Source organism: Flavihumibacter fluminis, from assembly GCF_021491375.1.
GTDB classification, from domain to species: Bacteria; Bacteroidota; Bacteroidia; order Chitinophagales; family Chitinophagaceae; genus Flavihumibacter; species Flavihumibacter fluminis.
Map to the genome: position 1 here is coordinate 75,478 of NZ_JAKEVY010000001.1, position 14,655 is coordinate 90,132.

General features: G+C 44.8%; 15 protein-coding genes and 1 tRNA gene. 12 read left to right on the forward strand and 4 right to left on the reverse strand.

The genetic code is table 11. The features are described 5' to 3' along the window. Positions 1 to 141 precede the first annotated feature (141 nt). Complete coding sequence (locus tag L0U88_RS00315; protein ID WP_234863485.1) at positions 142 to 1,104, forward strand: DUF2279 domain-containing protein; 963 nt, start codon at positions 142 to 144, stop codon at positions 1,102 to 1,104. Between the two features lie 2 nt (positions 1,105 to 1,106). Here L0U88_RS00315 and L0U88_RS00320 read toward each other — a convergent pair whose 3' ends face one another. Then, a complete protein-coding gene (locus L0U88_RS00320; RefSeq protein WP_234863486.1) occupies positions 1,107 to 1,610 on the reverse strand; it encodes a phosphoribosyltransferase family protein in 504 nt (167 codons plus the stop codon). A gap of 82 nt (positions 1,611 to 1,692) precedes the next feature. Between L0U88_RS00320 and L0U88_RS00325 the strand changes: the two genes are divergently transcribed. From L0U88_RS00325 to L0U88_RS00335, 3 genes are all read left to right on the forward strand, one after another. Beyond that, on the forward strand, positions 1,693 to 3,009 hold the full coding sequence (locus L0U88_RS00325; protein ID WP_234863487.1) for a (Fe-S)-binding protein: 1,317 nt from the start codon (positions 1,693 to 1,695) through the stop codon (positions 3,007 to 3,009). Between the two features lie 66 nt (positions 3,010 to 3,075). Continuing rightward, complete coding sequence (locus L0U88_RS00330; protein WP_234863488.1) at positions 3,076 to 3,828, forward strand: SDR family NAD(P)-dependent oxidoreductase; 753 nt, start codon at positions 3,076 to 3,078, stop codon at positions 3,826 to 3,828. A gap of 1 nt (position 3,829) precedes the next feature. Then, positions 3,830 to 4,423: an SGNH/GDSL hydrolase family protein gene (locus L0U88_RS00335; protein ID WP_234863489.1), complete on the forward strand. Its 594-nt coding sequence runs from the start codon at positions 3,830 to 3,832 to the stop codon at positions 4,421 to 4,423. Here L0U88_RS00335 and L0U88_RS00340 read toward each other — a convergent pair. Together L0U88_RS00340 and L0U88_RS00345 are read right to left on the reverse strand one after the other, a co-directional pair. Further along, the gene (locus L0U88_RS00340; protein ID WP_234863490.1) at positions 4,405 to 4,905 is read right to left on the reverse strand and encodes a DinB family protein; all 501 of its coding nucleotides are present in this window, start codon (positions 4,903 to 4,905) and stop codon (positions 4,405 to 4,407) included. The two genes, L0U88_RS00335 and L0U88_RS00340, sit on opposite strands and share 19 nt — an antisense overlap. Before the next feature lie 150 nt (positions 4,906 to 5,055). Further along, positions 5,056 to 5,129: transfer RNA gene (locus L0U88_RS00345), tRNA-Pro, on the reverse strand. Between the two features lie 115 nt (positions 5,130 to 5,244). On the opposite strand from L0U88_RS00345, the gene L0U88_RS00350 reads away from it, so the two are divergent. Genes L0U88_RS00350 through L0U88_RS00385 form a run of 8 tightly spaced genes read left to right on the forward strand, consistent with a single transcriptional unit; the run spans position 5,245 to position 12,764 of the window. Then, positions 5,245 to 6,510: a dihydroorotase gene (locus L0U88_RS00350; RefSeq protein WP_234863491.1), complete on the forward strand. Its 1,266-nt coding sequence runs from the start codon at positions 5,245 to 5,247 to the stop codon at positions 6,508 to 6,510. Then, positions 6,507 to 7,028: a DUF4199 domain-containing protein gene (locus L0U88_RS00355; RefSeq protein WP_234863492.1), complete on the forward strand. Its 522-nt coding sequence runs from the start codon at positions 6,507 to 6,509 to the stop codon at positions 7,026 to 7,028. The genes L0U88_RS00350 and L0U88_RS00355 overlap by 4 nt, the downstream gene beginning before the upstream one ends. 9 nt (positions 7,029 to 7,037) lie before the next feature. Next, positions 7,038 to 7,985 (forward strand): glycosyltransferase family 2 protein, encoded by a 948-nt coding sequence (locus L0U88_RS00360; protein WP_234863493.1) that lies wholly within the window; start codon positions 7,038 to 7,040, stop codon positions 7,983 to 7,985. Between the two features lie 9 nt (positions 7,986 to 7,994). Then, complete coding sequence (locus tag L0U88_RS00365; RefSeq protein ID WP_234863494.1) at positions 7,995 to 9,131, forward strand: glycosyltransferase; 1,137 nt, start codon at positions 7,995 to 7,997, stop codon at positions 9,129 to 9,131. Between the two features lie 4 nt (positions 9,132 to 9,135). After that, the gene (locus L0U88_RS00370) at positions 9,136 to 9,711 is read left to right on the forward strand and encodes a D-sedoheptulose-7-phosphate isomerase (protein WP_234863495.1); all 576 of its coding nucleotides are present in this window, start codon (positions 9,136 to 9,138) and stop codon (positions 9,709 to 9,711) included. Next, positions 9,711 to 10,274 (forward strand): D-glycero-alpha-D-manno-heptose-1,7-bisphosphate 7-phosphatase, encoded by a 564-nt coding sequence (locus L0U88_RS00375; protein WP_234863496.1) that lies wholly within the window; start codon positions 9,711 to 9,713, stop codon positions 10,272 to 10,274. Before L0U88_RS00370 ends, L0U88_RS00375 begins: the two co-directional genes overlap by 1 nt. Positions 10,275 to 10,294: 20 nt before the next feature. Continuing rightward, positions 10,295 to 11,326 carry a hypothetical protein gene (locus L0U88_RS00380; RefSeq protein WP_234863497.1) on the forward strand — a complete coding sequence of 344 codons (1,032 nt, stop codon included), beginning with the start codon at positions 10,295 to 10,297 and terminating at the stop codon, positions 11,324 to 11,326. Continuing rightward, positions 11,313 to 12,764 carry an oligosaccharide flippase family protein gene (locus L0U88_RS00385; protein WP_234863498.1) on the forward strand — a complete coding sequence of 484 codons (1,452 nt, stop codon included), beginning with the start codon at positions 11,313 to 11,315 and terminating at the stop codon, positions 12,762 to 12,764. The genes L0U88_RS00380 and L0U88_RS00385 overlap by 14 nt, the downstream gene beginning before the upstream one ends. On the opposite strand, the gene lepA is transcribed toward L0U88_RS00385, so the two are convergent. Beyond that, positions 12,765 to 14,558 (reverse strand): translation elongation factor 4, encoded by a 1,794-nt coding sequence (gene lepA / locus L0U88_RS00390; RefSeq protein ID WP_234863499.1) that lies wholly within the window; start codon positions 14,556 to 14,558, stop codon positions 12,765 to 12,767. It abuts the gene before it with no gap. Positions 14,559 to 14,655 lie beyond the last annotated feature (97 nt).

Below are 14,655 nucleotides of genomic sequence, written 5' to 3' on the forward strand. Positions count from 1 at the left end.
ATATAGAATCTGAATGGAATCTGTTTAGCCGGGTAAAACGTATTTTTAGGGCTGAAATGATATAATCTGTTGAGCTATCTTAAAATATACATCCGTCCGTTTTTGATTTTGTTCTGTTTACTCAATGTTGTACCTATTCTAATGGCACAGGAAAAGAATGGAATAGATGTTGCAGGCAGTTTGGACTCCAGCCGCTATGACTCAATAATCAAAAACGCACCACCATTAGTTGGATCCATAAAGTGTTTTTTGTATACACCAATCCCTCCCTCCCGCAAATGGTGGGTGGCCGGGGGGCATGCAGCTGTTTGGGCAGGCACCTATATTGCACTCAATAAAGCCTGGTACGATGGTTATGAACGCCAGGGCTTCCACCTCTTTGATGATGGTAAGGAATGGAACCAGATGGATAAAGCCGGACATATCTGGACCACCTATCAGTTGGGCCGTTTATCAGGTGAGGTTTGGAAATGGGCGGGATTGAGGCATAACCAGGCAGTATGGCTGGGCGGCGCCAGTGCCATGGCTTTCCAGAGCATCATCGAATTACAGGATGCCTATTCCGCTAAATGGGGTTTCAGTTGGTGGGATATCGCTGCCAATACAGTGGGGGCAGCTGCCTATGTTTCACAGGAATTAGGCTGGAAAGAACAGCGCATCCAGATTAAAATGGGTTATTTCCCTTATCGTTATCCGTCAGAACTGAAAAATCGGCAGAAAGAATTGTTCGGTGCCGGCTTTGCAGAAAGAATACTCAAAGACTATAATGGACAAACCTATTGGCTGAGTGCTAATCTGGACCGGTTTTTCCCGGCAGCGAAACTCCCCAAATGGCTGAATGTATCGCTTGGCTATAGCAGTGACCTGATGTTGGGAGGAATGAGCAACAACTGGACAGAAGCCGATGGTACTCCTGTGAACCGGAATGATATTGCCCGTGTCAGAAGATATTATCTTTCGGCGGATGTAGACTTAACGCGGATACCTACCCGAAAAAAATGGGTGCGCACCATTTTTACTGCCCTTAACGCTATTAAGATACCCGCTCCTGCCCTGGAATACAACAATGGTGGAGGTTTCCGCTTCCACTGGCTGCACCAGTAATCTTACTCCAGGTAGGCTCCGCTCACCGTATCCCCTTCCACCGTTACATAAATATGATCCTGCATTGTAGTTGCAAGGCTGATGCCTACATAATCCGCTTTTACCGGATACGCTTTATGAGTGCGTTCTACCAATGTCAGAATCTGGATCCTTTCAGGATGATGAGCCAGAAACGGCTGCATGGCATATAAAATGGTTTTACCACTATTGGTTACATCATCCACGAGTACGATCGTACGATTGGAAAAATTCATTTCCTTGCTAAGGGTGATGGTAGTTGGGTGACGTTTATCAAGACTTACTTCAATAATATCAGAAGGTATTTCCGCAATCTCATGAATCAGTTTCGCCAGCAGGCGGGCCATCACTACACCATTGTCGCGTATTCCGGCTATAATGATGGGTTCCCTGGTTCCAATCAGTTCTTCTGCCATTTCATAGGCCATTCTTTCCAGTTTCTTGGCTGCCGCCGGGGCATCCAGAATATATTTTCGATTCGCAGACATAGTTGAATTTCAGGGCGAAAAATTACAACAAATCATTGAGCCTGTGCGAAATCACTTAATTTAGTTCCACAATACCGATCTTATGCATTACCTGCAACAAATTGCTTTTGTATTGTTACTGCTTGCTGCTGTCTGGTTTTTTTCCAGGCAGGTCAAATTCATTCGCCGCAATATCCTGCTGGGTAAGGATGAAAACTTTAGTGATCATCCCGACAAAAGATGGAAAAATGTATTGCTACTGGCTTTTGGCCAGAAGAAAATGTTTAAAAACTCACTGGTTGCCATCCTGCACTTTATAATTTATGCCGGATTCATCATCATCAACCTGGAAGTCCTGGAAATTGTCTTGGATGGTATCCTTGGTACGCACCGACTCTTTACGGAATTCCTTGGAATGGGATTCTATCGCTTTCTGATCAACAGTTTTGAATGGCTGGCTTTGGGGGTACTCGTGGTTTGTGTGATTTTCCTGGCCAGGAGAAATATGCTGAAGATCCGGCGATTTATTTCACATGACCTGGATGGATGGCCACGCTCGGACGCAAATTATATTTTGATTACCGAGATCATCCTGATGCTGCTTTTCCTCACTATGAATGCCGCGGATGTGGTATTACAGGAACGTGGTGTGTCAGGTTATACGGAGCATGCAACAGGTGCATTTGCTGTATCCTCCTTTATTCAGCCCCTGTTAACCAGCTGGAGTGATAACAGTATTATATTATTGGAACGTATTTGCTGGTGGTTGCATATTGCCGGTATTCTTTCTTTTCTGAATTATCTGCCTTTCTCCAAACACCTGCATATTCTGCTCGCTTTTCCCAATGCCTATTATGCACGATTGGAAGAGCAGGGTAAAATGAAAAATATGCCGGCTATTCAGAATGAAGTGTTATATGCCATGCAGCCGGAACTGGCTCCTACAGAGGCTGGTGAAGCTCCTTCTTTTGGTGCCAAAGATGTAATGGACCTGAGCTGGAGAAACCTGCTCGATGCGTACAGCTGTACCGAATGCGGTCGTTGTTCAGCTGCCTGTCCGGCTAATATTACGGGAAAATTATTATCTCCCCGCAAAATTATGATGGACACCCGAGATCGCCTGGAAGAAGTGGGGAAAAATATTGATAAGAACGGAGCGTTTGTTCCGGATGGAAAGTCACTTCTGAACGATTATATCACTACCGAGGAATTAAGAGCCTGCACTACCTGTAATGCCTGTGTGGAAGCTTGTCCGGTTAGCATCAGTCCATTGGAGATTATCCTGGAGCTGCGTCGCTCGCTGATCATGGAAGCCAGCAATGCTCCCCAGGAATGGAATGCTATGTTCTCCAACGTGGAAAACAATTTCGCTCCCTGGAAATTTAGTCCGGATGAGCGGGATGCCTGGACTCAAAATTAAGTACCGACCTGATTCTTATCAGTTTTTCCCGTACCTCAACCACGTAGTTTTATAAAAAAATCAATTATGGCTATACTGGAAAACAAAGTTGCTATTGTAACTGGTGCCGGATCAGGAATTGGAAGAGCGATTGCCCGTTTTTATGCCCGCGAAGGCGCCAAAGTAGTGGTATCCGATATCAACCAAGCAGGTGGTGAAGAAACGGTGAAAGAGATCCATGCTGACGGAGGTATTGCTCTTTTTTTTAAAGCGGATACTTCATCCATTGAAGACAATCGCCTGCTGGTAGAGAAAGCTGTTCAGGAATTTGGTGGTTTACATATTGCCTGCAACAACGCTGGCATTGGTGGGCCGATGGGGCCTACGGCCGACTATCCGATTGATGGCTGGAACAAAGTGATTGGTATCAACCTGAGTGGTGTTTTTTATGGCATGCATTTCCAGGTAGCAGCTATGTTGAAATCCGGTGGTGGAGCCATTGTTAATATTGCCTCTATTTTAGGTGCGGTGGGCACCCGGTTTTCTCCCGCTTATGTGGCAGCTAAACATGGAGTGGTTGGGCTCACCAAAGCCACTGCGCTTGAGTATGCCAGTCAGGGGGTTCGGGTGAACAGTATTGGTCCGGGTTATATACTAACACCACTACTCACTAATGCTTTGGATGAAGCCGCAATGGAACAGGTGAAATCGCTGCACCCCATTGGCCGACTGGGTACATCGGAAGAAGTAGCTGAACTCGCACTCTGGCTGAGTTCGGATAAAGCTTCTTTCGTAACGGGATCTTATTATGCGGTAGACGGAGGATATCTTGCACAATAATATGATCCGTTATCTCGCATTGGGTGATTCTTACACGATTGGTGAGCAGGTGTTGCTTACCGAATCTTTTCCCTATCAGTTGGTTCAACTGGCAAGGCGGCAGGGACTGGACCTGGCTGCTCCGGAAATCATTGCCCGAACGGGTTGGACTACCGATGAATTGCAGGCAGCAATGGAAACCTATCAATTTCAGCCACCCTATGATTTTGTCAGCCTGCTCATAGGGGTAAACAATCAATACCGGGGACGCACAGCCGAAGAATATGCCCACCAGTTTAAGCAACTCCTGGTTCACGCGATTGAATTGGCCGGTGGGGTGCATCAGCAGGTTGTTGTGTTATCTATTCCCGACTGGGGAGTTACTCCTTTTGCGGCAGATCGTAACAGGGAGGAGATTTCAGCAGCCATCAATTGTTTTAATGAAATAAACCAACAGCTTGCTAAAGAGCAGGCTGTTGGCTATATCGATATTACTCCAGGTACCCGGGAGGCTGCTACCGACAGCAGCTTACTTGCCGCCGATGCACTTCACCCTTCTGCTAAAGAATACCGGCGTTGGGCGGAACGACTGCTTCCTTATCTCTCCCAGAAGTAAGGAGGCTCAATTCCCAGCGACCGCAGGTAAACATAGCCCTGTCCGCGGTGATGAATCTCATTATCGATCAGGTAAAGAATAGTGCTCAGGTTGGTTCCTTCATACTGGCCAAATGCCATTTCCACGATTGAAAATCTGGCGGGATTAATTGACGGCCATTTGGCATTCATCTCTTCTGTTACGGCATCCCAGAAATCCAGCAGTTCTTCTTTGGTTTTGGGACGCTTTGCGCCACCGGTGTGATCAACTGCCGGCCAGGTTCCGGTGGCCACACCTTCGATGGCGGGAACGGCCAGGGTAGCCATCTCCATTACAAGTTCAAAGAAAGGACGCATCCCTCCTAGAGAAAATTCAAATAATTCTTTTTCGGGGAAAGCAAGGATTGTCTTTCGGGTCAGGCGGCGATGTCCCTGCCAGTGCTCCAGTAATTCGGTGGCTGATAGGATCTCCATTTTGACAGGATGGTTCATAGTTGCATTCATGGTAAACTTATTTTAGTGATGAAGCAAAGAAAAGAGGGGGTTGTGACAACAGTATGTCAGGAGAAGTGAAAGGTGAAAGGTGAAAAGTGAAAAATAGTGAATGGTGAGAAGTGAAAAAGGCAGCCAGAGGGCTGCCTTTTTGTATGAATGTCGGGACGACTGGATTCGAACCAGCGACCTCTTGCACCCCATGCAAACGCGCTACCGGGCTGCGCTACGTCCCGAACTTTACAACTGCTTAACGCTCAGCGTTTTTCAATTGCGGGGTGGCAAAAGTACACCAAAATTTGATTTCACAAAAATGAAATAACAATCCTAATTTCGCAGCATTCTACGCTGATGAAACACTTATTAGAACAGGTTGTAATCAACGATCCCCGCTCTCCATTTAACGGTTCCCGACAAGATATTCTCATCCAGGATGGACAAATCACCGCTATTGGTCAAGGCCTGATTGCCGATGATGCCCACCTTATACAGATGGATGGACTGGTCGTGAGTCCAGGTTGGGTAGATCCTTTCGCCCACTTCAATGATCCGGGATCAGAACACAAGGAAACACTGGAATCCGGTGCTGCTGCTGCATCCGCCGGAGGCTTTACCCGGGTTTTCGTAGTACCAAATACCAAACCGGCCATCGATGCGAAAACGCAAGTTGAATACATTATGGCAAAATCTGCAGGACTTCCGGTGCAGGTACTGCCCCTCGGAGCCATTACCAAAGGAACCGAAGGCAAGGAACTGGCTGAAATGTATGATATGCAGGCGAGTGGTGCCATTGCTTTCAGCGATGGCCTTAAACCGGTGCAATCATCCGGCCTGCTGGTGAAGGCCCTGCAGTATGTAAAAGCTTTTGACGGACTGGTAATCCAGATCCCTGATGATACCAGTCTGGCTCCCCATGGACTCATAAACGAAGGAATTATTTCCACGCAATTGGGCCTTCCCGGTAAACCAATGATGGCAGAAGAACTGATGGTAGCCAGAGACATCAAATTGGCCCGATATACCGGAAGCCGCCTCCATTTTACAGCAGTAAGCTCACCTAAATCACTCGAATACATCCGCAGAGCCAAAGAAAGCGGACTGGATATTACCTGTTCCATTACACCCTATCATCTTTTCTTTTGCGATGAGGACCTGGTGCACTATGATACCAATCTGAAAGTGAACCCTCCCCTACGCACCGCAGCTGATCGGGATGCTTTGAGAAAAGCGGTACTGGAAGGCTCGATTGATTGCATTGCCACGCATCACCAGCCACATGATTATGATGCCAAGATTCTTGAATTCGAATATGCAAAGTTTGGAATGATTGGTCTTGAATCTGCTTTTAGTGTGGTTAAAAAGGCATTGCCAGAACTGAAAGAGGAGCAACTGGTGAAGCTGTTCTCCCTGAATGCAAGAACTATCTTCAGATTGCCTGAGGCAATCGTCAGGGAAGGAGCCTGTGCAGATCTTACACTTTTCCAACCGGATCAGGAGTACGAATTTTCAAAGGAGATGATCCGGTCCAAATGCAGTAACAGTCCTTTTATTGGCCAACAATTCAAAGGAAAAGTAGTCGGAACCATCCTGGGTACTAAAATCAGTCTGAACAATTGAAAACGATCTACGCTTCTGCCCTGCCGACAGGAACCCTGCTCGGCCTTTTGTTTACAGGTATCCTGTTTTTCAGCTGGAAGCAGGGAATTGATTTCATGGTAAGCTTTCATAAGTATTATGCATTGCTGCCGCTTGTTTTTCTGTCAGTATTGGGAGCCGCCTATTTCATAGAGCAGAAACAGAACTGGTCCATCGACTGGAAACTAATCATCCGGTTTGCTTTTCTCAGCTATATCATTTTTGAAATCTTTTACGCATTGGCGAATTACCTCCTGTTTGACATAGTTGATCCGTCGGCTTATCTTCGCATGGTTGACACCCTGAACCAGGAAGACGTGCAGCGCTTAAAAGAGGCAAATGCTCCCGAAGAGAAAATCAAAGAGCTGATCAAAATGGGTGAATATGCCAAACAGCCAATCACCTGGATACAGCGACTGGTTGCGATCGGGCAAAACCTGATCCTCGATTTCATAAAATCTGTACTGATCGGCTTTATAATTAAACAGGTAAAACGCTAAAGATATTACATGGATCTTTCAATTGTGATACCCTTACTCAATGAAGAGGAGTCCCTTCCGGAACTAACGGAGTGGATTAAACGCGTCATGGTTGAAAATGGATTCAGTTATGAAATCCTGTATATAGATGACGGTAGTACAGATCATTCCTGGGAGATAATTTCCAGGTTACGGCAAGGAGATCCCGAACATATCAAAGGCATCAAATTCCAACGTAACTATGGTAAATCAGCCGCGCTCAATGAAGGCTTCAAAGCAGCAAAGGGCGAGGTAATCATAACCATGGATGCGGATTTACAGGACTCTCCGGATGAAATTCCAGGCCTTCGAAACATGATTCTGAATGAGAATTATGACCTGGTGAGCGGTTGGAAAAAAATCCGGTATGATAATACACTTACTAAAAATCTGCCCTCCAAATTATTCAACGCGGCCACTCGAAAGGTATCAGGTATTTACCTGCATGATTTCAATTGCGGATTAAAAGCCTACCGGAAGAAGGTGGTGAAAAGCATAGAAGTTTATGGTGAAATGCATCGCTATATACCTGTGATTGCCAAATGGTCTGGTTTCAGGAAAATTGGAGAAAAAGTAGTGGAACACCGCCCCCGTAAATATGGTGTTACCAAGTTTGGACTCAGCCGTTTTATTAATGGTTTCCTGGATCTTGCATCTATCACGTTTGTGGGGAAATATGGCAAAAGACCCATGCATTTCTTTGGATCCTGGGGCAGCCTGAGTTTTGGAATCGGCTTTGTTTCCATTATTTATTTATTGGTTGCCAAAATCATGAACCCGGAAGTAAGTCTGAGTAACCGGCCTGCTTTTTATATCGGACTAACGGCGATGATCATTGGTTCTCAGTTGTTTCTTGCCGGATTCCTGGGAGAACTTATTTCCAGAAACTCTCCCGGTAGAAATCATTACCTGGTAGAAGAAAAAATCGGATTGGATTAAACGGCGGAAATGGCCTTGCAAATTGTAATACTCGGACCGGCGCATCCATTCAGAGGAGGTGGTATTACCACCTTTAATGAACGATTGGCAAGAGGTTTACAGGAAGTAGGTCACCGGGTGGAAATTCTCAATTTCACAGTGCAATATCCGTCATTTTTATTCCCGGGAAAATCGCAAACAACCAATGAGGCAGCACCTACAGATCTTACTATTGAACAGCGGCTGCATTCTATGAACCCCTTTAACTGGTGGGCCACCGGTGAATACCTTCGCAAGAAAAAGCCTGATCTTGTTCTGGTACGTTACTGGCTTCCATTTATGGGCCCTGCATTTGGAACGGTATTAAGAAGGGTTCGTAAAAATCACCATACCAAAATCATTGCGCTTACGGATAATGTACAACCGCATGAAAAGCGTTTGGGCGATCAACTCTTTACCCGCTATTTTCTCCCGGCCTGCGATGCGTTTATAACCATGAGTAAAAAAGTGGAGCTGGACCTCCGGGCATTTGTTGATAATAAACCTATTCTCCAGGTTCGGCATCCGTTGTATGATAATTTTGGGTTGCCTGTTGAGAAGGATAGAGCAAGAAAACAGTTAGACATTCCATCTGAAAGCAAAGTCCTTCTTTTCTTTGGATTCATCCGGGCCTATAAGGGACTGGACCTGCTCCTTAAAGCCATGCCTTTCATTCGCGAACACAATATTCTTCTGTTGGTGGCAGGTGAATTCTACGAAGATCCGGCTGCTTATCACAAACTAATAAAAGAGCTTGGAATTGAAACTAAGGTAAAGCTGATGGCCGATTTTATTCCCTCCGACCAGGTTCGGTATTATTTCAGTGCAGCGGATCTGGTAGTGCAGCCCTATCGAAATGCCACACAAAGCGGCGTAACACCTCTGGCTTATCATTTTGATAAACCTATGGTAGTTACTAATGTGGGTGGATTGCCTGATTATGTGGAGAATGAGGTAACCGGCCTCATTGCAGAACCGGAACCAGCGTCACTGGCAAATGCTATCAACCGGTTTTTTGAATTTGGGGAAGACCGGTTTAGCGCGCAAATTCGTGAAAAGAAAAAAGAACTCAGCTGGTCTGCCTTTATCAACCAGGTGATGGATTTATTCAATTCTCTTAAAAAATAACACAATGAAAAATATAATCCAGGAATCTGTCCAAGCTTCGATCCAGGTGAAGAAATCCATCTTATTGGATGATGAGTTTCTGCAACGAATCGAGGAGGCGGTAAATAGTATACTGCTTGCATTTCAACAGGGAAAGCGCATTTATTTCTGTGGTAATGGAGGTAGCGCTGCTGATGCTCAACACCTGGCAGCAGAATTCAGCGGACGTTTTTATAAAAACAGAAGAGCTCTTCCGGCAGAAGCCTTGCATTGCAATACTTCCTATCTCACTGCTGTGGCCAACGATTTTGGCTACGATGAAATTTACGCACGGATAGTTGAAGGCATATTGGAACCAGGTGATGTATTGATTGGGTTATCCACTTCCGGCAATTCTCCCAATATTGTAAAAGCATTTGAATCGGCGAGGCTACGCTCCATAACAACGATTGGATTTACCGGAAGAAAAGGTGGACAGCTGGCAGCCTTAAGCGATCTTCTTTTTAATGTGCCCTCTGATGATACACCGAGAATTCAGGAAAGTCATATTATGGTGGGACATATCATTTGCCAGTTAGTGGAAGCAAAATTTTTCGCCTGATGGATTGGTTAAAGCCGGATAAAACCTGGACGCTCTTTCTGGATCGCGATGGTGTAATTAATTACGAGAAAGTAAATGATTATATCTACAACCCGGGTGAATTTAAGTTTTACGAAGGTGTATTGGAAGCCATGCATATTTTCCGTCAGCTATTTGGCAGGATCATCCTGGTAACCAACCAGCGTGGAATTGAAAAAGGGCTGATGACTGTGCAAAATCTGGAAGATATCCACCACTATATGCAGTCAGAACTGTCAAAAGTTGACGGCGTTATTGATGCCATATTTTACTGCAGTTCGCTGGATGATCAGCATCCCAATCGCAAGCCGCAGCCTGGAATGGCTTACCAGGCCCGGGAAAAGTATCCTGAGATAGATTTCACCAGGTCTGTAATGGTGGGCAACAACCTGAGTGATATGTATTTCGGCAGAAATACAGGAATGAAAACCGTTTATGTTCAAACGACCCATCCTGATCTCCCTCTCCCCCACCCTGCGGTAGACCTCGCGTGCAAGGACCTGTTAAATTTTGCGAAGTTGCTGGAGCCGGCATTAAAATGGTAACTTAGACGGGTCTGAGAAATATGAAAAAACTGATAATTATAGCCGTATTAGCATTTGGTAGTGTTCAGCTAAACGCACAACGTACATTTTCTGAAAACGAGCTGAATCAACTTCAGGCAAGGGAAGACAGCCTGCGTATTCAGGCAGATAGTATGATCAATGCCCTGAGTCCGGGTAAACGTTTTTTAAGCGATAGTGTTTTTGTGCGCATGCTGGTTCGTGCATTGAGAATACCTCATTCTTTCCAATATTCATTTGACTCCCTTCAGACCATATCAAGATTGTATGCACCGGACAGCAGTTTTCGGATCTTCACCTGGCAGTTGAAAAAGGATGAATACTTCTATTACCAGAAAGGAGCTATTCAGTTGCGGACAAAAGATGGATCACTACGGCTTTATCCCCTTTTTGATGCTTCCATGTTCACCAGTAATCCGCTGGATTCCGTTCGCAGCAGAAATAACTGGATAGGTGCTATTTATTACAAAGTGATACAGAAAACCTGGAATGGTAAAAACTACTATACCTTACTTGGCTTTGACGGATTCACAGTGGGCAGTAACCGAAAATGGATGGAAGTGCTGACTTTTGATGAGTCCACTGGTGAACCTCGGTTTGGCGGACCATTTTTTAAAGTGAAACATGATACGGCCAAGGCTGAACAGGTACTGAACAGGTTTGTGATTGAGTATAAAAAGGAGGCCAGTACCACGTTCAATTACAATCCTGAAATGGATATGGTCATTGTTGACCACCTGATCTCGGAAACACAGGAACCCCATCGCCCGGAGACCTATATTCCTGATGGTGATTTTGAGGGTTTCCAATGGAAAAACGGGATTTGGGTGCATGTACCCAAGGTGTTCACCGATGTGCCTGACGAATTCAAACGAATCGATCCATTGTTGGGTAATGCGCCTGCAGAGGATGCCATACGTGATAAAGATGGCACCATCAATGAAAAGAAGCTGGAAGAACGCTCCAGGAAAAACATAGAAAAAGCGGCCGAGAAAGAGAAACCCAAACCGAAGAAACCGGGTGGCGGACAATAACAGCAAAATACCGTTCAGGCAACTACTGCTGCAGTATAGCAATACTGCTATCAATATTCTTTTCCCACTGATTCTTTTCCCTTATATGACCCGAACACTCGGTCCTGAGGGATATGGTATTATTGGTTTTTACGAATCGCTGATGTCGGTGGTAATCGTTCTTTCAGCCTTCGGTGTTCGATATTATGGATTACGACTACTTAGTAAATCAGCCATCGGCGACTCAAAACAGGCTAACACCATCCTCCATTTGGTGTTGATCAACCTGACAATGGCATTTATTGGTGTAGTTTGTTATACTATTTACCTGCTTTCCAAACCTGTATTAATTGGTTCAGGTACAATCGCTGTTTTATATGGTTTTATAATGCTACAGTATATGCTTCATATGGATTGGTATTTTCAATCCCAGGAGCGTTATCAACTATTGTTTGCAAGAACCCTTATTGCCCGTTTGTTAGTGTTGGTTGCCTCTATTGTTCTTGTGAGAAAACCAGACGACCTTATTTACTATATTATTATTTCCGCCTGTAATTATTTGCTTATATCTGGTGTTGCCATCTACCATATCAGGGATTTGTTCAAATACTGGCAGTGGGATTTTGCGCTGTTTAAAAAGTTGTTGAGCGCACTTGCCCCCTTTGCCCTTTTGGGTGTATTGGGGTCCATCTATTTTGCATTTGATACGATTTTATTGGCAAGGTTGGGACAGTTGGATGAGCTTGGCTATTATACGGTAGCCGCGAAGGTTGTACGAATCGGTATTAGTGTATTTTCCGGGGCTTCGGTAGTATTCTTTGTAAAACTGTTTCGTTCATCTGTAAATAAAACGTTGCAGGCAGACAGTCTGCTCACCACGATTCATCTAAGTTATCCTATTGGCGCCATTTTATTTTTTTTTGCAGAGGCTGTGATATTATTCGTTTCAGGTGCTGAATATCAACCATCTGTCCATCTCTTGCAAATTTTCTCTCTTTTATGGCTTGTAGTACCTCTTCATGATTTTTTCACCATGCAGGTATTGGTTTTGAATTACAGAGAAAAGTGGGTTTTGTTTATTTATCTGGCTGCCACCATTGTTTCGTTACTGCTGAACCTGTTACTCATACCGATCTGGTTTAGCGCCGGTGCTGCTTGGGCCATTGTCCTTTCAGAAACTCTTGTATTTGTTTTAGGGATTTATCTTTCCAGGAATTATTTTTCTATCAACAAACAGCAATGGTTGGAAATTGTGGGTGTGTTGGTAGTTTTTCCAATCGCATATGGAGTTTTTAAACTAACGAATCATTTGTTCAGTTCTCCTTTGTTGAAAATCATATCAGGAACAGGCAGCACGCTGGCCTTCCATATTCTACTACAGATAACAGTATTTAAAAGCCGAATCTGGAATATTGGCTGGATGGCATTTAAAGCAAGAATAAATCGGATGGCCGCCTGATTAATCGTCCAGTTTAAGAACAGCCAGGAAAGCTTCCTGGGGTACTTCCACCGCACCGATTTGACGCATCCGCTTTTTACCTTCTTTCTGCTTTTCCAGAAGTTTACGTTTCCGGCTGATATCACCACCATAACATTTGGCAGTAACATCTTTCCGCATAGCGCTGATATTTTCGCGCGCCACAATTTTGGCTCCAATGGCTGCCTGGATGGCGATCAGGAATTGCTGGCGGGGCAATAGTTCTTTGAGTTTTTCACAAAGCTTGCGACCGAAATCATTGGCCCTGCCCCGGTGAATCAGAGCACTCAAGGCGTCCACTCTTTCTGCATTAAGCAGAATATCCATTTTTACGATATCTGCTTCCCTGTAACCGATTGGATGATAGTCGAAGGAGGCGTAACCTCTGGTCTGGCTCTTCAGCTTATCATAAAAATCAAAAACGATCTCAGTAAGCGGCATTTCAAAAATCAGCTCCACACGTGTCTGCGTCAGGTAACTCTGATTGATCAGGATACCTCTTTTGCCGAGACAGAGTGTCATGATATTTCCGATATACTCAGGTTTGGTAATGATCTGCGCTTTGATAAAGGGCTCTTCAATCCGGTCGATCCGGCTTGGATCCGGCATTTCAGTAGGGTTATTAACAATTACCTTTTCTCCTTTACTGGTATAGGCAATAAAACTTACGTTCGGAACTGTAGTGATTACAGTTTGATTGAACTCCCGTTCCAAACGCTCCTGGATAATTTCCATGTGCAGCATTCCCAGGAATCCACATCGGAAACCAAAACCCAGGGCCTGGGATGTTTCCAGTTCGTAGGTAAGGGATGCATCATTGAGCTGAAGTTTATCCATGCAATCCCGCAGTTCTTCAAACTGGTCTGTTTCCACAGGGAAAATGCCAGCGAATACCATAGGTTTAACCTCTTCAAACCCTCTGATTTGCTCTGGAGTGGGGTTGTTCGACAGTGTGATGGTATCACCTACTTTCACTTCCTTGGCGTTTTTAATTCCTGTGATGATATAACCCACATCTCCCGCGGAAACTTCTTTGCGCTCAGTCATTTTGAGTTTCAGAATCCCGATTTCATCAGCGAAGTATTCCTGGTTGGTTGATACAAATTTTACTTTATCGCCCTTGCGGATAGTTCCATTCAGAATCCGATAATACACAATTATGCCGCGGAAACTGTTGAACACACTGTCAAAAATTAATGCCTGTAAAGGGGCCTCCGGATCACCTTTGGGAGCCGGGATTTTTTCCACAATTGCTTCCAGAATTTTATCTACGCCCAGACCTGTTCGTCCACTGGCTAGCAGAATCTCTTCTGGTTTGCATCCGATCAATTCCACAATCTGGTCCTTTACCTCTTCAATCATGGCTCCATCCATATCAATTTTATTGATAACAGGAATGATTTCGAGATCGTTGTCAATGGCCAGGTACAAATTACTGATGGTTTGCGCTTGGATGCCCTGGGTGGCATCCACCAAAAGCAAAGCTCCTTCGCAAGCGGCCAGTGCACGACTCACTTCGTAACTGAAATCGACGTGACCAGGTGTATCAATCAGGTTTAATGTATAGTCCTGATTATCAGTATGTTTATAATTGATCTGGATCGCGTGACTTTTAATTGTGATGCCTTTTTCCCTTTCCAGGTCCATATCATCCAGCACCTGGTCCATCATATCCCGTTCACTGATGGTATTGGTGGATTGTAATAGTCGGTCTGCCAGGGTACTCTTTCCGTGGTCAATATGAGCGATGATGCAAAAATTCCGGATATTCTTCATGTATTCAACTGAATAAGGGGGCAAATTTAGCGAAAAGCAGGCAGATAGCAGCGTTCGGTAGAGGCTTTCGCCAAACAATTTGGAGATGTATAAAAAT